Raw genomic sequence first — 22163 nt, 5'->3', positions numbered from 1 at the left:
CGCTATTTAGTTGTTCTAAATGAGAATTTTTTAACGCAGATAGCGACACATTTAGCCCCTGAAAATGATTAAGTATTAATGCGAATTGGTATAAATACACATTAAAAAGCCCGATATAAATCGGGCTTTTGTATATTAAAAAACGCTATTAAAACTGATAGCTTGCACCTACAAAAAAGCGGCGCTCTGGGGTGTTGTAGTAATATACGTCACCGCTTGTAAAGTCAGCTCTTGAGTCAACCATATTGTAATCTCTGTCAAATAGGTTCTCTACACGCAGCGACAGCTCAATATTATCGTTTACATGATAGTTACCCGCTAGGTTCCAAAGTGTATACGATCCTAGGCGCGTTACAGCACCTTGTCGATCACTGCGGTATTGCATATCAATGCGAGCATCAAAATCACCAAATTGCTTTGCGAGCTCCCAATTAACAGTGCGCTTGGCAACATTGCGTAGCTCATCGCCGGTTTGTTTGTTTTCGGCACTTAAGTATGCAAAATTAAAGTGGCTATCAAACCCTAAAATTTGTTGTGTAAGGCTAAACTCAACCCCTTCATAGCGAGCTTCGTTTATATTAGCTAACGCAAAGTTTTCATCGTAATCAATTTTATCTTCGATGTCGTTTCTAAAAATTGCAAAATCGACTTGTGCACTGTCAAAATTAACATTTACACCAAGCTCGCGGTTTATTGATTTTTCAGGTTGGAGATCTGGATTACCAAAATTTGGGTAGTATAAATCGTTAAATGTTGGCGCTTTAAAACCTGTGCTTTGACTAATTCTAAATGTTGAATTTTCAGATAAATGATAACCAGCCGCCGCAGTATAGGTTGTTTCATCACCAAACTGTTCATCGTCGTCTTGACGAAGAGTTAAATTGGCAAGCACAGTGTCGGTGTCGTAATAAGCCCCAACAAACACTGCCAATACATCGCGGCTATCCTCATCAAATGCTTGCGAGCTGTGCGATACATCATCGTTATACCAATTAACGCCGCCGCTAATATTAAGCGCATTTGTTAAGCGGTATTGGCCGCTGTAATCTACTTGCGAGCGTTTAGTAATAAATGTATTGGTTATTGGCCCGCCGGTATAAAAGTCCACATATGTGCTGTCAGAATCATCGGTTGCAAAAGCAACATCTATAGCATGAGATTGGTTAGTGTAGTTTTTGCTCCACTTCGCCGACAGTTGATAGTTTTTAAAATCCCCTCTTTCAACTGTGCTCGTTGCCGGGCTAAAGCTGCTATCGTAATCCGCGTAACCTTCACTGTACTGGCCTAGTAGCTTAAAGTTACCGTAATGTGCATCTGCATAGTTTACTTTAAAGCCTACGTTTTTATTTTCATAGCTGTCGTCATCGGGCGCTATACCTTGCAGCGCATCAAAACCATCGGTTTTTTCAAAGCCTGCATTAAATGCGCTAACCACTTCATCTGTTTTTACTGAACCTGCAAGCTGATAGTTTTGATAAGCGTTAGAGCCAAATGTGGCATCAAGAGATACATTGCTCGCTTCACGCGTTATTATATTAATAACCCCAGCTAATGCATCTGAGCCATACACAGCTGCACGCGAGCCTTTTATGATCTCGATTCGCTCAATACTATTTAGCGGCACGTTACTTAATGCTTTTTGCCCTAGCGTGGCTGAGCCCGTGCGTACACCATCAATTAAAATTAGCGTATCGCCAGAACCTGTACCACGTAAAGATACGCCCGACGTTTGGCCAAAGCCACCATTAGGGTTAATTTGAAAACCCACTTGTGTGCTTAGTAAGGTTGGTAAATCGCGTACATTGCTTGCATCTATTTCGGCGCGATCAATTACATTAACGCTCGCTAAAACATTACTTATTGATTGTTCAAATTTATTAGCGGTAACAGTGATTTTTTCAATTGGGCTTTGTGCAGCAGATACAGAAAAAGACAGCGCAGCCGAGATAGCAACGCCAAGAGTTGTTTTATTTAGCATGATGTTCCCTATCTTTGCCCACCGCAAAGATTTAAGTAAGTAAGATTACTTCAAGGCCGGTCTCCGGACTCAGTAAACACATAGATGCGTTAATACTTTACCGTTGCGGGGGCAGTGTTGGGATTGCTTTTATCATAAAGGCGCACCAACTTCCCGATTATCTCGCTGTTAGTTTTAATACTTTAAACCCTGTATTTAGCAACCAGCAAGCACCTTGAAAATAGGCGGTTATTGTGAGCAGTTTGTTTACAAATGTCAACGGACGTCTATATAGCTAAAGGTTAAATTATTTATTTTCAGTAAAGCTGGATGTTACGCCGTATGAACTTAAAAGCGCTGTGATTTTAGGTTTTATTTCAGGCGAATTTAAAAGCTTATCCATTTGTTTTACCGTAATTTTACTGCGCACAGGATTAACTAAAAAATGAGTATCGTATATAGCATCTGGGGTATTACTCTTATAAAGCAGGTTCATATTAAAAATGTTGTTCTTTTTAAAGTATTGATAAGCTATGTTATTTAACACCCCTACATCGGCACGCTTTAATAGCAGCATTTTAACAACGTTAAACTCATCGATTGTTAAACTAACTTGGTGTTCATCACTTAAATATTGTGCATCGGTTTTAAAATCAGCAAAACGATAGGAATACCCCAATACCCCCGCTTTTGTTAAAGCATGTAAGTCATCGAAATAGCTTTGCTTTTGGGTGTTTTGTGCCAGCGTATACAACTCATTTTTAGCAATAACATAAAAGCTCGTTTCCTGTAAGGGACTTCTTGCTACCTCAGGCACCCATTGCATAGCCATTAAAAACAACATATCGAATTCACCCCATTCGACCCACTTTTTGAGCCTTTTTACAGGCAAAGAGTTAAGAGTAAATTTATATTCGCTTTGAGAGTCATTGAGTATTTTTACAAACTCAGGCGCTAACCCTTGCTCTTTTTCGGCATTAATAATAATTGGAAAGTAACCATCCTCTACCAACACATCTACATTTATTGGCTTGGCAAAGCTAAACTTACTGCACGCAATAATAATTATAAAAACAAGAAACTTAAGCATTTAAAGCCTTTAACAGTCGCTATTAAGTAATATTGATATTAAGAATAGCCTAATATACGCAACTGCGTGATAAGCAGATTTAATAATGCATTTAAATAACGTTAAAAGAGTATGGAATAACAGTGGAGTAATTTTACGCAGGTAAAAGGGGGTTAGGCTTGCGAGTAAATAAAGGCTGTAATTAGGGCGGGGTAAAATGTGTGGCTAATATATTTAATAACCACACATTTAAATTTTCACTTTAAAATACTAAAGACACTTAGCTAATTAATCGCGAAAGTTTTTAAACTGGAAAGGCTGGCCTAAATCTGCAGTGCGAACGACTTGCATAGCGGCTTGTAAATCGTCACGCTTTTTACCCGTTACACGTACTTCTTCACCTTGAATAGCAGCTTGTACTTTTACTTTTGAGTCTTTAATGGCTTTAACTACTTTTTTAGCCATGTCTTTCTCAATGCCTTGTTTAAGTGCAACATTACGAAACACGTTTTTACCAGCACGAGTGATGTCTTGCAGCTCCAAGCTTGCTACGTCCATACCACGCTTAGAAATTTTACCTGCTAAAATATCAAACAATTGCATAACTTGTGAGTCAGCTTCTGCTTTTAGTTTAATTGTTTTGTCGTTCAGCTCAATTGATGCGTCAACACCTCTAAAGTCAAAGCGCGTTTCTAGCTCACGGTTGGCGTTATCTACTGCATTTTTAGCTTCGTTCATTTCTACTTCTGATACGATATCAAATGAAGGCATTGGGTTCTCCTAACTATTAAATCTAAATTTATGCGCCGATTATAACGCTAAAATTATAAATCTTTACATTTTTCTGCCAGTTGTTCAGGTGCGATACTAATTTAGTTTGATATACTGCAGCCTCTTTTTTAAGCGGTTTTAGGATTTATCGTGACAAGGCGTGTTTACCAAGCAGTTTTTTTGATTAGTATTGTGGTGTTTACCCTCTTATTTGCCAAAGAAATAAAAGGCGGCGTTACGAACTTATTTCCACATGTTGATAAAGTTGCCCACTTTGGGATATTTTTTATACTCGCCATCATTATGGATAAAGCCTTTAAGTTACCGCTGTACACGCAAGTACTTTTGCTTGCGGGCTACGGTGCAGCAATAGAAATAATGCAAGATGCGCTTCCCTACAGGCAGGCCTCGTTAGGTGATTTTGTTGCTGATTTTGCCGGTGCAGCCACGTACTTTTTACTAAGAACTATTTTTACTCCTCGAAAAAAGAACCCTTATGGCTAATATTCTTATTATTGGCGACGGCGCTATTGGTTTATTGCTAAGCCATTTTTTATCTAAAGCTCACACTGTTCATGTGTTAACACGCAAAGCCACTGCAAATACACGCTTTTATTGCAAAGCAAAACAGCCTTCGCAAAAAATTAATGCGCGGTTTATTACGCTTAAGCAAATTAATGAACAGCCCGCGTTTGATATTGTTATTTTTGCTGTAAAGGCTTTTCAGGTGCAATCGGCCTTTACGCAAGTTAAACCCTTTTTATCGCCAAGTAGTGTACTTGTTGTATCGCACAACGGGATGGGTAATGTTGAAACGCTCAATGAGCAACTCGATAAGCAACAAGCGTTGTACTTTTTAACCACCAGCATGGCTGGCTTTAAAACAAACGACTTTATAGTACAGCACACCGGTGAAGGTAAAAGCGTATTAGGTGCCTGCAATCCTTGCGCGCACAGTTATTGCCAAGCAATGTGTGAGCAATTGCAAAACGTGCCGCAGCTAAGCTACTGTACTAATATTGAGCAGCTACGGTTTGAAAAACTATTAGTAAATATTGCCATAAACCCATTAAGCGCACTGTATGATATTAAAAATGGTCAGTTACGTGCCCCTTATTTTAATAGCATTATTTTTAACTTATTAACTGAGGCATGCCAAATAGCCCATGCTTTAAAGCTTGATATTAAACTTGCCGATGCGCTTAACAACGCTTATAACGTAATGATGCTAACCGCTGAAAACTACTCATCAATGCATCAAGACGTAGCGCATAACCGACAAACCGAAATAGACGCCATTTGTGGCTATATTAGCCAGCAAGGTAAGCGATTAAATATCAGCACCCCGCTAAACGATGCCCTACTTGCTAAAATTAAGGCAAAAAAAAGCGTGGTATAAACCACGCTCTAAATTACGGTTAACCTTTACGGGCGATAAACTTTTACACCCGTAAAGCCTGCTTCATGAAGAATAAGCGCCTGTAACTGGCTCATAACCCCTCTTTCACAATACAGGTAGTAATCCTTATCTTTTGGCAGATCACCAAATTTAGTCGCTAAGCGGAAAAACGGTAAATGCACTACATCTATACCGTCAATCTCAAGCGGCGCTGCATCCTCTTCCTCTGGTGAGCGAATATCAACAACCACTGCACCCGCTGGTAAATCAACTACCGACTCAGCTTCTTTAAGTTCTTGCTTAGCTTCTACGTCTATATCACGCACATCCATAATGCGAGCGTTTTCAACAACAGTATTAAGCACATCAAAGTCGAACTTTTCTTCTTCGGCTTTAATAACGTCAAGTTTAGCTTTAACTGTTGGCTTTTTAGATATTACGCCACAGTATTCAGGCATGGTTTCGGCCATTTCTGCGGTGCCAATTTTACGGGCAATATTAATAATTTCTTGTTTGTCGTGCTGAATAAGTGGGCGCAAAATCAGGGTTTCTGTTACGCGGTCAATTACACTTAAATTAGCTAAAGTTTGGCTAGAAACCTGGCCTATACTCTCACCTGTTACCAAGGCTTGAATATTTAATTTTTCGGCTACTTGGCTGCCAGCACGCATCATCATACGTTTTAGCACAACACCCATTTGGCTGTTTTCAACGTTCTCTAAAATTTCGGCTACAACCGGTTCAAAATCAACCGTGATAAATTTAACTTTATGAGTAGAGCTAAATTTTTTCCATAAGTAGTAGCTGGCTTGTTTAACACCAATTTCGTGTGCTGCGCCACCTAAATTAAAGAATAAAAAGTGCGTGCGAGCGCCTTTACGGATCATCTGATAACTTGCTACACCAGAGTCAAAGCCGCCTGACATTAACGAAAGCACGTCTTCTTGTGTTGGCAGTGGAAAGCCTGCCATACCTAGGTGAGTTTGCGTAACTATGTAGGCTTTATCGTCTTTTACTTCTAAGCGAATAGTTACTTCTGGGCGGCTTAACTTAACGCGAGCGCCTTCAACGTGCTGGTTTAAACCACCACCCACGTAACGCTCTAAATCGGTAGAAGTAAAGTCGTGTTGACCAATACGCTTTGCGCGTACACAAAACGTTTTACCAACAATAGTGTGCCCTACTAGGTCTATGGTTTTTTTATAGATATCGTCAAGCGTTGTGAAGTCAGTTTCGGTCACTTCAATAAATTGCACAATACCAGGAATGCGCTGCAAGCTATCGATAAAGTCTAGGCGTGTTTGTGCATCATCAAGCTTAGTTACAACAGAAATATTATCCCAGTTGTTTCTTACTTGTACTTTTTCGTCAACACGGCGCAATACAATTTTAATGTTATTTTCTAACACTTTAGTAAAGCGTTTACGTACCGAACGGCTTTTAATGGCAATTTCAGGATGTAGTTTGACGATAAATTTAAGCATAGTTCACTCTTAGACTGCGGGAATTCGCGCTCCCAGGCATTGGGCGCGCGATTATAGCAAAAATTTTTGCGTCTAGGAACTAACCAACTAACAGCAGTTAGGCAAGCGCTGGCGCTTGCTCTGCAAGTTGGGTGTATTTTTCACGTAACTGATTCATTTTAAGTATGCTTTTTTCGGTGCTGTAAGCCCTAAATAATGCTAATACTTTTAAAATTCCATGATAAATATCTTGCTCAGCTAAATTACCACTGAGCCTACGCGCTTTAATATACGGAGTCCAAAAGCTAACGGTTAGCTTAAGAGTATGGGCAAGTTCAAGCGCATCTTGCTCTTCTATGGCAATCATTTCGTTATCGCGAAGGCCTAAAATAACTTGGCGAACCTGCTCTAATAAAGTTGACTGAAAACCAATGTAGGCTTGTTTTAAGCTTTCATCTCTGGAGAGGATGTCGCCTAAGTTGTCGTAAAAAAAATGATAGCGCCACATTAGCTCAAATAATGAATCTAAATAAGCAGTTAAATGATCAAACGCATCATCGTTTGCTTCAATAGGTTTAAAATGAGTATGTAAATGCTCGCTGTAAAGCGCAAAAATATGACGGATAATGTCTTCTTTATTTTTAAAATGATAGTAAAGATTACCCGGGCTCATCCCTAAATGTGATGCAATATGATTGGTTGATATTGCACGCTCACCATGTTCATTAAATAACGAAATACTGGTGTGTATTATTTTATCCTTAGTATTCATATGCGACGACTCAAATTAACTTATAAACTACATTACACTAAATATCAGCCTTGCAGTATAAACAAATCAGGCTGGTTTAAATACCATCATAATTTACTATTTTAAAAACGAGGGTCAGATTATACTGCACACGGGCATTTGCATAAATGCGGTGCTGTTAGCTAACGCAAAGCCTAAGCAGCGTAATTACACTTTAAAAAAATGGTAACTCATTTAAAGCACTTTTACTGATTAAATATCAAACATAAAAGCTCAACCTGATCTCCTAGGCTGATTTGTAGAACAAACACTGATAGACTACTTAAAAAATAATAGTTAGTGAAATCTATGAACGTTACGGCAATCTATCCTGGTACATTCGACCCGTTAACCAACGGCCACACCGACCTAATTCAGCGCGCAGCTAAAATGTTTAGCACGGTTATTGTTGCTATTGCTCATAACCCTTCTAAAAAGCCGTGCTTTAGTCTTGATGAGCGAGTTGATTTAGCCAACACTATTTTAGGGCATTTAAGTAATGTAAAAGTGATTGGCTTTTCAGGCTTACTAGCCGATTTAGCTTTTGATCATAAAGCTGATGTGCTTATTCGCGGTATTAGAGCGGTATCTGATTTTGATTACGAATTTCAGCTCGCAAATATGAACCGCCGCCTAAATCCAGATTTAGAAAGTGTGTTTTTAACACCTTCTGAGCGCAACTCGTTTATATCATCAACCTTGGTAAAAGAAGTTGCCCGCCATAATGGCGATGTGAGCGAATTTGTAAGCCCACTTGTAGTGGATGCTTTAAAACAAAGGTTAGGCTGCGACGCAAGCTAAATAAACACAATTAGCGCACTTTAGGTGCGCTAATATACCTAACTACTTTTTAGCCACAGCTTGTAATTCATTGCGGTTAAATAAAGCGCGTTTAAGCTTAACCAAGCCTAAAATATCTTTGTTTATAATTAATACTATTGCCATTATTAAGTCACTCGAAAACTGGCCAACCCCATAGACCCCCCATAACCACCAATAGTCATAACTAACCAACACCACATAATCGTAATGCATAGCCATGTGTAATGTTGCATTAAACGTTAAACCACAAAGAAGATAATAATAGGCTGTGGCGTTAGCATGTTTATAATTATAGGAGAGGCAAGCAAGCGTGAAAATGGTAAGTAAATCTGCAATTACTAAATCTAAATATATTGAGCCTGTAAGGATAAATGATGCTTTGAACATAAATAGGCTGAGCGTATAAGAGAGCATCATCACCAAAGAAATGTACATAATATGCTTATTGCGGCAGTTTATTGTACAAGCAAAATTATAAAGAAATGGAACTACAAAAGCCCATGTAATAAAAATACTTAGGTAGTCATTTACTGTGCTCAATGCCATAAATACATGTTGGAGCATTAATAAGCACCCATTTTTTTAACGAGATATTTTTTGACTTTTATTAACCCTAAAATATCTTTGTTTATAAATAAAACCAATGCCATTACTAAGTCACTTGTAAGCTGCCCAATACCATAAAGCCCCCAAAACCACCAATACTCTATATTCCCAACAACGATACTATCGTAATGCATACCGTAAAATACAAACGCATTAAAACTTAGCCCCACAATTAAATAATAAAAAGCGATCGGTTTAGCTTTCGATAGAAAAATCATCCATATCATCAAAGCGATTATGGTAACTGCATCAAATAAGAACAGGTTTAAGTGAGGTGTGGCTGTTTGCGGGTCCATAACCATACTTGATGTATATGAAGCCATCATAATAAATGATATTTGGGCTAAACTTTTATCTGACTTATTTATGCTTGTAGATAAGCAATATAAAAATGCAAAAACAAACAGCCATGTAATTAAAATGGTTATGTAATCATAAAGATCAGCCATCGCCCATAACAGGTTATGCATATCGGAAACGCTTCAACTTTGTAGTTAAATAATTACTTAGCTTTACTAAACCTAAAATATCTTTATTAACAACTAAAACCAACGGCATTAATAAATCAGTAAAATACATGCCAAACACATAAACATTCCAAAACCACCAATAATACAATGTGCCACGCACTTCGATATCGTAATGCATACCTAAAAATAAGCAGGCATTAAAGCTTAGCCCTACAATTAAATAATAAAAGGGCGTAGGTATAGTTTGTTTGGTGAAATTACGCCACAGAAGTAAAACCAGGATAGTTACAGCATCATGATAAAAATAGTTTAAGTGCGGCGTTGCAATAAGTGGGTCCATAAACAAACTAGCTGTGTAGGATACCATCATAAGAAATGAAAGCTGTGCTCTGCTCTTATCTGACTTATTAATACTTGCCGATAAGTTATACAAAAAGGCAAGAATAAAAAACCACGTAAACAAAACGCCTACGTTGTACCCTAAATCGACCAGCCCCCAAAGAATATCAGCCACTTTGCTTCAATCTCATAACACCGCTCACCCACTTATCAGTAGCATGCACTAACATTAAAAAATCCTTTTTAATGAACAAAATACTAACCATGATGATATCCATAATATTAATCACAACCGTATAAAAAGACCAAAACCACCACGGTTCGTAATTACCACGTACAAACACATCTATGTGCATAGCTAAAAATAATAACGAATTAATGCTCAAGCCAAATAATAAGTAAGTAGATATGCGCTTTTCAGGTAAGTAATACCGCAGAAAAAAAATAAAAAACAAAGTGACTACGTCATAGCAAAATAACTCTATGTAGGTAATATCATAAATATCAATAAAGAAACTAAAGCAATAAGATATGGCCATAACTAAAGATAGCCATACAGCCTGTTTTGTTGGATTGTTAATGCTAGTTGTTAGTGAATATAAAAAGGCCATTAAAAACCCCCACTGCACCAACACACCGATATAAACTGACACTTCAGGAGGGATTAGAACATTATTCACTATTGCGGTTTCTTAGCAAAGAACGAGTAAATAAGGTTTTTTAAATAAATAATTTTTAAAAAATCTCTATTGATAAACAGCACTAAAATCATGCTTAAATCTAATACCAGTACTACCGTTACATAAAAATCATAAAACCACCAGTGGGTGTAATTCTGTAAAATATGACGGTCTAAGTACATACCCAGAGCTAAACACATATTTATACTCAGCCCAAACATAAGGTAGTTAAAGGCAATTGTTTTTTCTTTAATATATAAGTTCTGCACAAGTGCCAATATAACTAGGGTTATAGCATCTAATAAAGCAATATCAAAATAAGTAACTGTTTGAAAATTAAAGAACATTCCTGGAAAATATGAAACAGCCATTATAAGCGAAAGAATAACTAATGCTTTAAAGCGTGAGTTAATAGATGAAACTAAAGAGTATAGAAATGCCATGAGAAATCCCCATTGCATAATAATACTTAAAGTATGTGCAAAGCTTATATCTGAGATAAAAGAAATAAACCCCATCTTAAAAGCAAGCTCGGAGAATAAAGATCTCGAAATTCATTAAAACAACCATTTACTAAACAACCTGACTTAACACTAAACTTTTTAACAATTATTATTAATTACAAAGTTCTATTAAAAAACCAACTTTTAAACCTAACAAGACCTAAAAAATCTCGGTTAATAAAGCACACTATGATCATGCAAATATTTACACTTCCTACCACAACCGTAAATACTGACCAAAACCACCAATATTCATAATATTTTGAAAAAGTCATATCTAGGTGCATTAAAAAACTAAAAATAATATTAGTGCATAATCCTGTAGTGACATAATAATACGCTACTGGGTATGATTTAAATTTGAAGCGCTTTAAAAAGAGTAGAGCAAGTAATGTACATGCATCTAATAAAATAAAATCTAAATAAGTAGTTTGCCCATAATCAGTGAACAAACTTCCCGAATAGCAAATGCACATAATAAGTGAGATATACACAAGCTCTTTACCTGGCTTGTTAATCGAGTTTGCTAATGCATGCAAAAATGCAAACAAAAAACCCCATTGTACAATTGCTCCAAGATAAATTGCGTAATTATAACTTACTGTCATTTTCCCCTCTATTTAAAATAACGGGTTGAGAGGGATTTACCATTCGGTGGTTAACCACTAATGAAAGCATCATTAATACATCGATAAGGTTCACACCAATGGAGTAGACACTCCAATACCACCATGGCTCAAAGTTATATAGAACATATAAGTCATAATACAAAAGCAACGTAAGTACGGCATTAGCAGTTAAAGCCAGAACGAGGAACAGGAAAGCTTTGTTACGTTTAAAAACATTGAAGTACTGCAAAGAGAGCAGCGCTACAATTGTAATAAAATCGTAGAACGCCCAATTAAGATATAGGTTATCTAACAATCTTATATAGCCGCCAAAAATATATGAGCAGAGGATTAGCGCAGATAGGTAAACTGGTGACTTATTTTCTTTGTTTATTCTGGAGACCAAACAAAATAGGAAGGCCATTAAAAAGCCCCACTGTGAGAAAGCCTCTACATAATCCATTAGGGCTTCAGATAAGTACATTTAAGCTAAGTTACTTTGCGGGTATCATTTAACTTGAAGTGGCTAAGGATTTTGTTCTTTAACTTATTAAGACCGAGAAAATCTCTATCAACAATAAGTGCAACAATCATTATTACGTCTATAATATTAACTGAAACTGCGTAAATGTCCCATAATAACCACCGTTCTTTGTTTTGATGTACATATAAATCAAAATACATCAAAAGAAAAAAAGTTAAATTTATTGACAGCCCTACGATCAAGTATATGAATGAAAAGGAAGTTTTTTTCTTACAGGCTAGGCTCACAAAAAGAATTAATATAGTTAGAACATCATATATTGCCCAATCTAAATATACAGTAGTTTTTATCGACAGCCATGTAAAGAAGTAATCAGATAGTGTATAAGAAACCATCATTACAAACGAACTGAACAAAAGGGTTGTATCTCTTTTCACATTTAGGGAGTAAACAAAGACATTGAAAAAAAATGCCATTAAAAACCCCCACATTGTAAATGCTGAAAGCGAAAAAAAGCCAAAAAACTCAGTTAAAAACATTTACAACCTTAATTAATCACTTAGGTTTTATAGGTATCATACCACCACCGCGCTGTAATTCTGCACCAGCTGCAGCAATAGCCTCTTGAGAGAAACTTACTGTATCAGATTGTAGGGTTTTAGGGCTAGCAATTTGTTCCGCTGCAGGCTGTAATTGTTGTGTTTTATTGTATGCTTGCATTTGTAATTGGCTATTAGCTGAAACTTGCATGTGATTTATCCTTGTATAAGTTTTAATATTATTTGGCGCAACTTTTAATCACACCATCATATAGGTAATTGCATTACCTGTTTTAAGCAGTGATAGCTATTTTGCTATCTGACTTATACAAAGCAACCAGCGTGCCAAGATTTTTTGACATACCCATAATATATGCTAACAAGGTATTATATTCACACTAAGCCTTAAGTTAACCCTTATAGCTAAAGTGAAAACTCGCACACCACCCCAAACTCATCTGACCAGCTTATTATACACATAAAAAAACGCACAGGGGTAACCGTACGTTTTTTATATCCAGGGAATTTAAGCCACGTATTTACACGGGATCTCCGCACCTGTACTTGGCTTTAAAATATATTCCATTGCTACTTCGTCACAGTTTTCTTTACGAAGGCAAAGTTCGCAATCTTTCATTACCTTCTCTGGTAACGATTCTTTACTACAAAAAGTAAAACGTTGCTGTTCAAAAAAATCCGGCACACGGGTTAGTACAATAACGCGATTAAGCGCCAATTTTTTGGCTTTTGCTAATAACTGCTCTACAAGCTGCCTACCCTGCCCAGTTACCGCGCTTTGTGGATCAATGCCTAAAGAGCGTATTTCAGCAAGCCCCGTATCGTAAATGTATAACGATGCACATCCCGACACTTTGCCGTCTATTTCCGTTACTGCAAATTCGTTAATTGAATGCACCATGTCGCTTTTAGCACGCGGCAAGTTTTCACCTACAGTTGCCCAGTGCTGTATCAGCCTAGCAATATCTTCAACATCATCTAAATTTGCATCACGAACCGTTATTTGCTGTTTTTTTTTGGCTTCTTTAACCGCTTTGGTAACTTGTTCAATAGATGTACCGCCAAGCGCTTGACGTGCTTTAATACAGGCATCTATTTCAAGTACTGGGTAAACGTCATCTTCAAACACGTCATTAACTGATTTGTACTGCTCAAGCGAAAGCTCCTCTAAGGTTTTACCTTCGCTTATAGCAAGCTGCACAAGTACACCCACAATGTGGTGGCCTTCTCTAAATGGCACACCTTTAGCTACTAAGTAGTCTGCAAGCTCTGTCGCATTAGCATGGCCGCCTTTTGCTGCTGCAAGCGTTTTATCACCGTTTACCTTTACGCCTTTAATACACGCTTGCGCCATGTGAATACAGGCAAGCCAAGTTGGCATGGCGTCAAAAAGGCCTTCTTTGTCTTCTTGCATATCTTTATTGTACGCAAGAGGGAGTGCTTTTAAGGTCATCATCATGGCACTAAACGCGCCAAATACACGGCCCGTTTTACCACGAATAAGCTCTAGTGCATCAGGGTTCTTTTTCTGCGGCATTAGCGATGAGCCAGAGGTAACATTATCCGCAAGCTCTATAAACCCGGCTTCACCAGAATTATAAAATATTAGATCTTCAGCCATACGTGATAAGTGAATCATCGAAATAGAGGCACAGCTTAAAAGCTCTACTACAAAATCACGGTCAGATACGCCATCAAGGCTGTTTTTAGTTGCGCCAGTAAAGCCCAAGCCTTGCGCCAAAGCTTGGCGATCAATTGGGTAGGCAGTACCTGCTAGTGCGCCACTGCCTAGAGGGCAAAAATTAAAACGCGCTTTGGCATCTTGCAAGCGGCTTTCATCTCGCTCTAGCATTTCAACGTAGGCCATACACCAATGACTAAATAACACAGGTTGAGCGCGTTGCAAGTGAGTGTAACCCGGCAAAATAGTGCCTAGTTCACGCTCTGCAAGGGCAACAAATTCAGCTTTTAATCCGGCAATAGCACCAAGCAAATGATCGGCAGTATCACGGCACCATAATCTAAAGTCAGTGGCTACTTGGTCATTACGGCTTCGGCCTGTGTGTAGCTTTTTAGCTAAATCACCTACTTTTTCGATTAGTGCAGCTTCTACGTGCGAGTGAATGTCTTCTGCACCTGAGGTTGCCACTGCTTGTGGATCTGCTTTTACTTCTTCAAGCAGTTCATTTAGTGCTGCAACCAATTTGGTGTGCTCATCGCTTGTAAGTACATTTACTTGCTCAAGCGCACCTGCCCATGCCACAGAGCCAATAATATCTTGCTCTGCTAACTGATAATCGAACGGAAGTGAGTCGTTAAATTGTTTAAACGCCTCATCTGGACCCGTAGAAAAACGTCCGCCCCATAATGCCATGAAATCTCTCCAAACCCTGTAATGCCCCTTATACAAGGGGCTATAAATAATTTACTTTTTAGCCATTGCTGAAATTCTGCTCGAAAGCGAGAATAAACGAATAAAGCCTTCAGCATGTGACTGGTCATATACGTCGTCTTCACCAAATGTAGCAAAGTCTTCGCTGTATAAGCTATTAGGTGATTTTTTCTGAACAGCTGTCACTTGGCCTTTGTAAAGCTTAAGTACAACTTCACCTGTAGCAAGTGTAGAAAGCGCTTCTGCACCGGCTAAAATAGAGTCTTTTAGTGGTGTAAACCAACGACCGTCATAGACTAAATGCGAAAATTCACCGCCCAGTACTTCTTTCCACTTACGGCTTGATTTATCAAGTACTAGCTCGTCAATAGCTTGCAGTGCCGCCATAATAACGGTACCGCCTGGTGTTTCGTAACAGCCGCGCGATTTCATGCCTACTAAACGGTTTTCTACAATATCTACACGGCCAACACCATGTGGCGCAGCAATGTCGTTTAATTTAACTAAACAGTCATAAGGTTTAAGCTGCTCGCCATTTACGGCAACCACTTCACCCTCAATAACCGTAAGCGTTACATGCTCAGCTTTATCGGGTGCTTGCTCTGGTGAATTAGTCCAGGTCCAAACTTGGTCACTAGGCTCACACCATGGATCTTCAAGCTCGCCGCCTTCGTGCGAAATATGCCATGCGTTAGCATCACGGCTGTAAATTTTTGTTGCTGAAGCAGAACACGGAATATCACGCTCAGCCAAGTAATCTAATAATGATTCACGGCTTGATAAATCCCACTCACGCCATGGTGCAATTACTTTTAAATCGGGTGCAAGCGCTGCAAAACATGATTCAAAACGTACTTGGTCATTACCTTTACCAGTACAACCATGCGAAAGTGCATCGGCACCTACTTTACGTGCAATTTCAACTTGCGCTTTAGCAATAATAGGACGCGCCATAGACGTACCTAATAAATAAGTACCTTCGTAAATAGAACCCGTTTTAAGCGTTGGGTAAATGTACTCACTTACCATTTCATCTTTTAAGTCAACTACGTAACACTCAGATGCGCCTGATGCGATGGCTTTTTCTTCAACGCCTTCAAGCTCTTCAGCGCCTTGGCCTACATCGGCAACAAAGGCAATTACTTCACAACCGTAGTTTTCTTTTAACCATGGCACGATAGCTGAAGTATCAAGACCACCTGAATAGGCTAAAACGACTTTTTTAATTGAACTCATAGGTGTTCCTTAACAAAATTTGGATTTAGTAATGTAACTAGCAGAGCATTTTGCGCATGCATGCGATTTTCTGCTTGTTGAATAATTTTTGATGCTGGGCCATCCATTACCTCAGAGGTAATTTCAAACTCACGGTGTGCCGGTTGGCAATGTAATACCGTAGTCGCACCTGTTTGTTCTAGCAATGCTTGGTTTAGCTGATAAGGCATGTATTTTTCTTTAACTTGCTCAAGAGGCGTATCATCGCCCATAGACACCCACGTATCTGCATATACAACATTAGCGCCTACAGCGGCTTCTACACGGTCGCTTACCATTACTGATGCGCCGTTCATTGCAGCAATTTGCTCAGCCTTTTTAAGAATTTGCGAATCAGGCGAGCTGCCTTTTGGTGTAACAGCAACAAAATCAGTTCCTAGCGTTGCCGCTAATAACATAAGTGAATGAGTAACGTTGTTACCTTCACCTAAGTAAGCCACTTTTAGCTCGCTTACATCGCCGTGTACTTCTTGTAGCGTTAAAAAATCAGCCAATGCCTGGCACGGGTGATATAAATCACACAAGCTATTCACTACAGGTACACTAGAGTATTCACCTAAGGTGGCTAAGGTGCTGTGCTGGTTTACGCGCGCTACAATTCCATCAGCCCACGTAGAAATATTAAGTGCAAAGTCTTTTACAGATTCACGTGCACCCATAGCGCCGTTTTGCTGATCTAAATACACAGCGTGGCCGCCTAAACGGTTAATACCAATATCAAACGATAAACGCGTACGTAAACTTTGCTTTTCAAATAAGGTAACAATTGACTTACCCGCTAATACTTGGCTGTACTTTTCTGGCTTTGCTTTTAAATCACGCGCTAGTTTTAGTAAATTTAGTGCGCCTTGTTGGTCTAATTCTAGACCCGTTAAAAAATTCTCTAACATGATAACCCTATGGTGTAATTTTTGTTCCGACATGCTCGCCCTGTAGCAAAGCAGTTAAATTGTCTGGCTTTTGCCAGCTGGAAATATACACACCGCGTCGTAAATGTTGGGCAGCGTGCAGGCTGGTCTTAACTTTGACCTCCATTCCGCCCAAAATTACCCCTTCATCAATTAAAGTATCAATGTGTTTTGTGTCAAGTTGATGTAACGGCTGCTTGTTTGCATCAAGTACCGCTTCTACATCTGTCATAAAAATAAGTTCTGCATTTAAGTTGCTAGCAATCGCTGCGGCAGCTTCATCAGCATTAACGTTATACCAGTTACCTTGCTCATCAAACCCAATAGAGCTGACGATAGGTAACCGACCAAGCTTAAGTAAATCGTTAACAATTGAATCATCATTACTTTCGCACTTACCTACTTGCCCAAGCGCTTTTAGCTTTTGAGACGCCATAACTCCGGCTTCATACAAACAAAGGCCAACAGGTTTATGGCCTGCATTAATAGCTTGGCTTACCAGCTGCTTATTTGCACAGCCAGCCAGCGCCCCCACTATGTAAGGCATTTGCTCACTTGGGCTAATACGCAGTCCTTGGTGCTTTGCACTAGCAAAGCCTGCTTGTTTTAGCCAAGTGTCAACTAACGAGCCACCACCATGAACAATAACAAACTGATTATTTTGATCAGCGTTTAATACATTAAACAAAGCTTTTGCCGCGTTTTCAGTATTAAGTACAGCACCACCTAATTTAATTACCCACGTTTTAGTGCTCATTAAAAGGCTCCTTTTAAGCCAGTGGTGTGATCTAAATTCATTGATAAGTTAATACATTGCAAGGCTTGGCCCGCAGCGCCTTTTAATAGATTATCTATCGCTGCCATAACAATCAGTTGAGAGCCTTGCTGCTGCCAACCAATATCAACATAGGGTTGTTTTACCACGCTTTTAATAGATGGCACTTTATCAGCTAACAAACGAATCAACGGCTCGTTCTTAAGTACTTGATAAGCATCAGATACGTTTTCCTTGGTAACGCCTGGCTTAAGCTGTACATAAATAGTTTCTAAAATTCCACGCGGAAAATTACCTAAGTGCGGTGTAAATAACACCTTGTGGCCAAGGTGTTGTTCAATTTCAGGACCATGACGATGGTTAAATAAACCATACGGGGCAAGCGATACTTCACAAAAGTGAGTACCTACGCTGGCTTTACGCCCTGCGCCAGTAACACCTGAAACAGCATTAATAATCACTTTTTCATCACTCAACAAGCCTGCCTGTTGCAACGGCTTTAACGCATTAAGCGCAGCGGTTGGGTAACAGCCGGCTACTGCCACAAGATTTGCATTGGCAATTGCACTGCTATTCCACTCTGCTAACCCGTAGGCTGCTTCGTTTAATAACTCAGGATGTTGGTGCTCAAAACCATAGTAAGTAACATAGTCGTCGTTGCTAGTAAGGCGGTAACCACCTGATAGGTCGAATACTTTTTTACCCATAGCTAAAAACTGCGGGGCTAAATCAACACTTACTTTGTGATCAGTACATAAGCAGATGTAATCGGCACTCGAATTTATGTCATCAAACGCTGATTCGCTCAGTGGTAGTAGAGGAATATCAAGAAGGTTTCTATGTTCTGGGTATAAATCACTTAATAATTTATGTTTATCTAAACTTCCCTCAGAGACATAACAGCCCGATAACGTTAAATTAGGGTGCTTAGCAACTAAGCTTGCTAATTCTGCGCCGCTATAACCGCTTGCGCCAATAATCGCTACATTCATTTTTTACTCGTTTATAAATTTACTACTAAATAGGTGTGGTGTTCGCTTACACTAGCTTAGATGCTAGCTAATACTTTTCTCAATGAATTGTTGATTATCGTCGCATTATCTTCATGGCTATACTTAATATATTTATGCTTAAAAAGTGAATTGATATTCATCATAAATACTTTTATATTGTTATGCAATTAAATTGAATAATTATTTTGGATTTCTTTATGTCTTTGCCGTCATTTATCTCTATGTACCAACAACTCATTGCAGCCCCCTCTATTAGTGCAATAGAAGATGAGCTTTGTATGAGTAATAAAGGGGTAATAGAGTTGCTAGCACGTTGGTGCGAAAGTTTAGGTTTTACTTGCGAAATTATAGAGTTAGAAGGTGGAAAAGGCCGATACAACTTACTTGCAAAGCGAGGGCAAGGCGATGGCGGCTTAATGCTTGCAGGCCATACAGACACCGTACCGTTTGACGATAGCCGCTGGAACCACGACCCATTTAAACTCACTGAACATAACAATAACTTATATGGGTTAGGTAGTATTGATATGAAAGGCTTTTTTGCTTTTGTATTACAAGCTATTAGTGAGCTTGATATAAAACAGCAAACACAACCTATTTTAATACTCGCCACTGCCGATGAAGAAACCACCATGGCGGGAGCGCAGCAAATTTGTAAGCATCCTAATTTAAAACCTGCGCGATGTATTATTGGTGAACCTACTGATATGACTCCTGTATTTACTCACAAAGGACATATGAGCACGGCTATAAGAGTGATTGGCCGTTCCGGTCATAGTTCCGATCCCGAACGTGGTCTTAACGCCATCGAAGTCATGCATAAAGTGATTACAAAGTTGCTGATCTTAAAAGAGCAGTTAAAGAATAAATATTCAGTTGAACATTTTGAAATACCTTACCCTACCTTAAATTTAGGTAATATTCATGGTGGCGACAACGCAAATCGAATTTGTGGCTGCTGCGAAATGCACATAGACATGCGCCCGCTCCCAGGGTTAAGCATTAAAGACTTACAAGCCTTACTTATTGATGCCACCAGCGATATAAACGCGCAATACCCAAGCGCAGTGAGCGTAATTGATTTACACGAGCCCATTCCAGCTTTTAGTGGCAGCACTGATAGCGCACTCGTTAAAATGGCAGAAAAAATTGCAGGAGAAAAAGCCGTTGCAGTAAATTACTGCACAGAAGCTCCGTTTATTCAGCAACTTGGCTGTGAAACAATAGTCATGGGGCCTGGCTCAATTAATCAAGCCCACCAACCTGATGAATTTTTAGCAATGGAGAAAATAAACCCATCGCAAAAAATTATAACTGACATTATTAGGGCAAACTGCTTTAACGCTTAAAAAGAAGACTGTATTAAAACTCACAGCAAAAATAACAAAGGCGCCCATTGGCGCCTTTGTTTTAGTTTATACCTAGGCGTTACTGCATATACTTACTTAAGTACTTTTTAAATACAGGGTCTGTTTTAGCAAGCTCTTTTTGCTCAGCTAAAATCTCTTTTAATATAACACCCGATGTGAGCGGATTAGCCAATACCACTCTAAATACCACCGTCGGTTGATTATCGTACTTTGAGGGTGTTAAGCGAGTACGCGATACAAACGAGCGCCCTGATTCACGTTGGCGTTTTTGCATACTGGCAGTAAAGCGATTGAGCGACGCGAAAATTTCTAATCGTGTTGCAGCATCTGCTTGGGCTATGGCTTGTTTAATTTGTTTAGGCACATAGCGGTATGTAAGCAAACACAGCTCAGGCTCTGAAATCAGCTCAAAGTCTTCATCGGCTTTAATTAAATCAGCAAAGTAATGTGCTTTTTTGATACTACGGTCAATAAGCATTTCATAGCCTTTGCGGCCAATAACGCGTAAGCAAGCATGTACTAACATAGCCATACCTGGGCGGCTGCCTTCAAGTGTATGGCTTCCTAAATCTTTTGAACCTTTACGTAATATGTACTCTGCATGGTGCTCTATTGCATCCGTAGCAGTTGGGTCTTTAAATAACACCAAGCCTGCGCCCATTGGCACATACATTTGTTTGTGTGCATCAATAGTAATTGAATCTGCGCGCTCAATTCCTTTTAATAATGGGCGATGCGTTTGCGATAAAAGCGTTGCCCCACCCCACGCTGCATCAACGTGAAAATGGCAGTTTATTTGCTGAGCTAAATCGGCCATATCATCAAGAGGGTCGATATTACCGGTCTCGGTTGTACCAGCAACCCCTACAATTGCCATAACTTTTATGCCTTGCGATTCAAGCTCTAAGGCTTTTTCGCGCATGGCATTCACATCAACCTTGTTATTTTCGCAGGTTTTTACACCAATTAAATTTTCACGGCCGATGCCTAGTAAGTCAATTGATTTACCTAAAGAGTAATGCCCTCGCTCCGACACTAAAACGGCCAGCCCTTTGTAGCCATAATGCAGCATACCGGCTACGAGCCCTTGAGCGGCAATGCCTTTAAAGCTGCCGTCGGGTTTTAATAAGCGGTTACGCGCAATCCACAATGCCGTTATGTTTGCAACTGTACCACCGGAACAAAAAGCACCGAGTGATGTTTTAGCACTGTGCATCCATTTAGAATAAAACGACTCATCTTGCGAGTAAGCTAAATGATGCATCATACCTAGTACTTGGCGCTCTAGGGGCGTAAATGCTTTTGAGGTTTCTATTTTTACTAGGTTTTGATTAAGCCCCACCATCAACTTTGAAAGCGGTAGTAAAAAATGCGGAAGAGCCGATGTCATATGCCCAATAAAGCTAGGCGCAGCCGTGTGTACAGAATGGGCAACTAGCTGCTCCATAATATCTTGGGCGTAAGCAGATACAAACGTTGGGTTTTCTGGGATCACCGCAGCCTGAAAATCTTTTTCAATTTCGTGTAATGGTTTTTCAATTGCCGCTATATTTTCGTTTAAAAACCCTGCTAAATTACTCGAAATTTCAAGCTCAATTTTGCTTAAAGTTGAGTCTGGCGCTTCAGGTACAGTAAATATACGCTTAAGGCTTTCTTTAGAGGCGACGGCACAACGCTTTTGATCCATCTTTATACCTAGTGTGTGTGTAGCTAAAACACGCGTTTAACAGTTAAAAATGCCAAACTATGGCGCTATTATAAGGAGCGTGCTTCTTTTAAAAATTGCGCTAACTTTACTGCAATATAAGTAAAATGTCTCCCTTTAAGCCATAAAAGCGACTAAACGGATGACAAATATTGTAAAAAAAATTTCAATAATAGGATTTTATTAAAAAGTCACATTTTAGTTTTG

General features: G+C 39.1%; 23 protein-coding genes and 1 riboswitch. Of the genes, 4 read left to right on the top strand and 19 right to left on the bottom strand.

Translation table 11 applies throughout. From position 1 onward, the window contains the following. Positions 1–148: 148 nt before the first annotated feature. From PAT01_RS10440 to PAT01_RS10425, 3 genes are all read right to left on the bottom strand, one after another. Positions 149–1978, bottom strand: a complete 1830-nt coding sequence (locus PAT01_RS10440) for a TonB-dependent receptor domain-containing protein (RefSeq protein ID WP_154945427.1) — start codon at positions 1976–1978, stop codon at positions 149–151. A 49-nt stretch (positions 1979–2027) separates the two neighbouring features. After that, positions 2028–2197, bottom strand: a riboswitch (cobalamin riboswitch). Between the two features lie 67 nt (positions 2198–2264). Then, complete coding sequence (locus PAT01_RS10430) at positions 2265–3047, bottom strand: ABC transporter substrate-binding protein (protein ID WP_154945426.1); 783 nt, start codon at positions 3045–3047, stop codon at positions 2265–2267. Between the two features lie 267 nt (positions 3048–3314). Continuing rightward, the gene (locus PAT01_RS10425; protein WP_004588518.1) at positions 3315–3797 is read right to left on the bottom strand and encodes a YajQ family cyclic di-GMP-binding protein; all 483 of its coding nucleotides are present in this window, start codon (positions 3795–3797) and stop codon (positions 3315–3317) included. Between the two features lie 150 nt (positions 3798–3947). Between PAT01_RS10425 and PAT01_RS10420 the strand changes: the two genes are divergently transcribed. Continuing rightward, on the top strand, positions 3948–4301 hold the full coding sequence (locus PAT01_RS10420; RefSeq protein ID WP_004588519.1) for a VanZ family protein: 354 nt from the start codon (positions 3948–3950) through the stop codon (positions 4299–4301). After that, positions 4294–5196 (top strand): ketopantoate reductase family protein, encoded by a 903-nt coding sequence (locus PAT01_RS10415; protein WP_154945425.1) that lies wholly within the window; start codon positions 4294–4296, stop codon positions 5194–5196. Before PAT01_RS10420 ends, PAT01_RS10415 begins: the two co-directional genes overlap by 8 nt. A 26-nt stretch (positions 5197–5222) precedes the next feature. On the opposite strand, the gene thiI is transcribed toward PAT01_RS10415, so the two are convergent. After that, complete coding sequence (thiI, locus tag PAT01_RS10410; RefSeq protein ID WP_004588521.1) at positions 5223–6680, bottom strand: tRNA uracil 4-sulfurtransferase ThiI; 1458 nt, start codon at positions 6678–6680, stop codon at positions 5223–5225. Between the two features lie 97 nt (positions 6681–6777). Further along, positions 6778–7431, bottom strand: coding sequence for a TetR/AcrR family transcriptional regulator (locus PAT01_RS10405; RefSeq protein ID WP_004588522.1), 654 nt, complete (start codon positions 7429–7431; stop codon positions 6778–6780). A 327-nt stretch (positions 7432–7758) separates the two neighbouring features. Here PAT01_RS10405 and coaD point away from each other — a divergent pair, with 327 nt between their 5' ends. Continuing rightward, positions 7759–8250: a pantetheine-phosphate adenylyltransferase gene (coaD, locus tag PAT01_RS10400; RefSeq protein WP_054983183.1), complete on the top strand. Its 492-nt coding sequence runs from the start codon at positions 7759–7761 to the stop codon at positions 8248–8250. A 42-nt stretch (positions 8251–8292) separates the two neighbouring features. Here the strand turns inward: coaD and PAT01_RS10395 are convergent, their stop codons facing one another. The 13 genes from PAT01_RS10395 to argC all read right to left on the bottom strand — a co-directional run bounded on the left by PAT01_RS10395 (position 8293) and on the right by argC (position 18860). After that, positions 8293–8817 carry a hypothetical protein gene (locus PAT01_RS10395; RefSeq protein WP_318299745.1) on the bottom strand — a complete coding sequence of 175 codons (525 nt, stop codon included), beginning with the start codon at positions 8815–8817 and terminating at the stop codon, positions 8293–8295. A gap of 17 nt (positions 8818–8834) precedes the next feature. Then, positions 8835–9347 carry a hypothetical protein gene (locus tag PAT01_RS10390; protein WP_154945423.1) on the bottom strand — a complete coding sequence of 171 codons (513 nt, stop codon included), beginning with the start codon at positions 9345–9347 and terminating at the stop codon, positions 8835–8837. Continuing rightward, complete coding sequence (locus PAT01_RS10385) at positions 9340–9861, bottom strand: hypothetical protein (RefSeq protein ID WP_029773592.1); 522 nt, start codon at positions 9859–9861, stop codon at positions 9340–9342. Before PAT01_RS10385 ends, PAT01_RS10390 begins: the two co-directional genes overlap by 8 nt. After that, entirely contained in the window at positions 9854–10369 is a 516-nt protein-coding gene (locus PAT01_RS10380) for a hypothetical protein (RefSeq protein ID WP_036964138.1), read from the bottom strand. The genes PAT01_RS10385 and PAT01_RS10380 overlap by 8 nt, the downstream gene beginning before the upstream one ends. Next, positions 10366–10884 carry a hypothetical protein gene (locus tag PAT01_RS10375; protein WP_036964140.1) on the bottom strand — a complete coding sequence of 173 codons (519 nt, stop codon included), beginning with the start codon at positions 10882–10884 and terminating at the stop codon, positions 10366–10368. Before PAT01_RS10375 ends, PAT01_RS10380 begins: the two co-directional genes overlap by 4 nt. 101 nt (positions 10885–10985) lie before the next feature. Continuing rightward, positions 10986–11477, bottom strand: a complete 492-nt coding sequence (locus PAT01_RS10370; RefSeq protein ID WP_024034336.1) for a hypothetical protein — start codon at positions 11475–11477, stop codon at positions 10986–10988. Further along, positions 11461–11940, bottom strand: a complete 480-nt coding sequence (locus PAT01_RS10365) for a hypothetical protein (RefSeq protein ID WP_318299744.1) — start codon at positions 11938–11940, stop codon at positions 11461–11463. Before PAT01_RS10365 ends, PAT01_RS10370 begins: the two co-directional genes overlap by 17 nt. 576 nt (positions 11941–12516) lie before the next feature. Continuing rightward, a complete protein-coding gene (locus tag PAT01_RS10355) occupies positions 12517–12711 on the bottom strand; it encodes a hypothetical protein (protein WP_024034339.1) in 195 nt (64 codons plus the stop codon). A 315-nt stretch (positions 12712–13026) separates the two neighbouring features. Beyond that, positions 13027–14892 carry an argininosuccinate lyase gene (gene argH / locus PAT01_RS10350; RefSeq protein WP_154945421.1) on the bottom strand — a complete coding sequence of 622 codons (1866 nt, stop codon included), beginning with the start codon at positions 14890–14892 and terminating at the stop codon, positions 13027–13029. A 51-nt stretch (positions 14893–14943) separates the two neighbouring features. Beyond that, positions 14944–16146 (bottom strand): argininosuccinate synthase, encoded by a 1203-nt coding sequence (locus tag PAT01_RS10345; protein WP_004588532.1) that lies wholly within the window; start codon positions 16144–16146, stop codon positions 14944–14946. Then, positions 16143–17075 (bottom strand): ornithine carbamoyltransferase, encoded by a 933-nt coding sequence (locus tag PAT01_RS10340; protein WP_154945420.1) that lies wholly within the window; start codon positions 17073–17075, stop codon positions 16143–16145. Before PAT01_RS10340 ends, PAT01_RS10345 begins: the two co-directional genes overlap by 4 nt. 7 nt (positions 17076–17082) lie before the next feature. After that, a complete protein-coding gene (argB, locus tag PAT01_RS10335) occupies positions 17083–17850 on the bottom strand; it encodes an acetylglutamate kinase (protein ID WP_096042142.1) in 768 nt (255 codons plus the stop codon). Next, entirely contained in the window at positions 17850–18860 is a 1011-nt protein-coding gene (argC, locus tag PAT01_RS10330) for an N-acetyl-gamma-glutamyl-phosphate reductase (RefSeq protein ID WP_154945419.1), read from the bottom strand. Before argC ends, argB begins: the two co-directional genes overlap by 1 nt. Positions 18861–19078: 218 nt before the next feature. Between argC and argE the strand changes: the two genes are divergently transcribed. Then, a complete protein-coding gene (argE, locus tag PAT01_RS10325) occupies positions 19079–20230 on the top strand; it encodes an acetylornithine deacetylase (protein ID WP_029773581.1) in 1152 nt (383 codons plus the stop codon). A gap of 79 nt (positions 20231–20309) precedes the next feature. On the opposite strand, the gene panP is transcribed toward argE, so the two are convergent. Beyond that, on the bottom strand, positions 20310–21938 hold the full coding sequence (gene panP, locus PAT01_RS10320; RefSeq protein ID WP_004588537.1) for a pyridoxal-dependent aspartate 1-decarboxylase PanP: 1629 nt from the start codon (positions 21936–21938) through the stop codon (positions 20310–20312). Positions 21939–22163: the final 225 nt, after the last annotated feature.

Source organism: Pseudoalteromonas atlantica, from assembly GCA_007988745.1.
Lineage (GTDB): Bacteria > Pseudomonadota > Gammaproteobacteria > Enterobacterales > Alteromonadaceae > Pseudoalteromonas > Pseudoalteromonas atlantica.
This window is presented reverse-complemented; position numbering and strand designations above follow the sequence as displayed.

What these genes read in the sequence shown, in the direction of transcription:
- PAT01_RS10370 (WP_024034336.1), bottom strand. Translation starts at nt 11,477, where the DNA reads ATGACAGTAAGTTATAATTACGCAATTTATCTTGGAGCAATTGTACAA.
- PAT01_RS10430 (WP_154945426.1), bottom strand. Translation starts at nt 3,047, where the DNA reads ATGCTTAAGTTTCTTGTTTTTATAATTATTATTGCGTGCAGTAAGTTT.
- argB (WP_096042142.1), bottom strand. Translation starts at nt 17,850, where the DNA reads ATGAGCACTAAAACGTGGGTAATTAAATTAGGTGGTGCTGTACTTAAT.
- PAT01_RS10415 (WP_154945425.1), top strand. Translation starts at nt 4,294, where the DNA reads ATGGCTAATATTCTTATTATTGGCGACGGCGCTATTGGTTTATTGCTA.
- PAT01_RS10440 (WP_154945427.1), bottom strand. Translation starts at nt 1,978, where the DNA reads ATGCTAAATAAAACAACTCTTGGCGTTGCTATCTCGGCTGCGCTGTCT.
- coaD (WP_054983183.1), top strand. Translation starts at nt 7,759, where the DNA reads ATGAACGTTACGGCAATCTATCCTGGTACATTCGACCCGTTAACCAAC.
- PAT01_RS10345 (WP_004588532.1), bottom strand. Translation starts at nt 16,146, where the DNA reads ATGAGTTCAATTAAAAAAGTCGTTTTAGCCTATTCAGGTGGTCTTGAT.
- thiI (WP_004588521.1), bottom strand. Translation starts at nt 6,680, where the DNA reads ATGCTTAAATTTATCGTCAAACTACATCCTGAAATTGCCATTAAAAGC.
- argH (WP_154945421.1), bottom strand. Translation starts at nt 14,892, where the DNA reads ATGGCATTATGGGGCGGACGTTTTTCTACGGGTCCAGATGAGGCGTTT.
- PAT01_RS10390 (WP_154945423.1), bottom strand. Translation starts at nt 9,347, where the DNA reads ATGCATAACCTGTTATGGGCGATGGCTGATCTTTATGATTACATAACC.
- PAT01_RS10405 (WP_004588522.1), bottom strand. Translation starts at nt 7,431, where the DNA reads ATGAATACTAAGGATAAAATAATACACACCAGTATTTCGTTATTTAAT.
- PAT01_RS10425 (WP_004588518.1), bottom strand. Translation starts at nt 3,797, where the DNA reads ATGCCTTCATTTGATATCGTATCAGAAGTAGAAATGAACGAAGCTAAA.
- PAT01_RS10375 (WP_036964140.1), bottom strand. Translation starts at nt 10,884, where the DNA reads ATGGGGTTTATTTCTTTTATCTCAGATATAAGCTTTGCACATACTTTA.
- argE (WP_029773581.1), top strand. Translation starts at nt 19,079, where the DNA reads ATGTCTTTGCCGTCATTTATCTCTATGTACCAACAACTCATTGCAGCC.
- PAT01_RS10340 (WP_154945420.1), bottom strand. Translation starts at nt 17,075, where the DNA reads ATGTTAGAGAATTTTTTAACGGGTCTAGAATTAGACCAACAAGGCGCA.
- PAT01_RS10355 (WP_024034339.1), bottom strand. Translation starts at nt 12,711, where the DNA reads ATGCAAGTTTCAGCTAATAGCCAATTACAAATGCAAGCATACAATAAA.
- PAT01_RS10395 (WP_318299745.1), bottom strand. Translation starts at nt 8,817, where the DNA reads ATGGCATTGAGCACAGTAAATGACTACCTAAGTATTTTTATTACATGG.
- argC (WP_154945419.1), bottom strand. Translation starts at nt 18,860, where the DNA reads ATGAATGTAGCGATTATTGGCGCAAGCGGTTATAGCGGCGCAGAATTA.
- PAT01_RS10365 (WP_318299744.1), bottom strand. Translation starts at nt 11,940, where the DNA reads ATGGATTATGTAGAGGCTTTCTCACAGTGGGGCTTTTTAATGGCCTTC.
- panP (WP_004588537.1), bottom strand. Translation starts at nt 21,938, where the DNA reads ATGGATCAAAAGCGTTGTGCCGTCGCCTCTAAAGAAAGCCTTAAGCGT.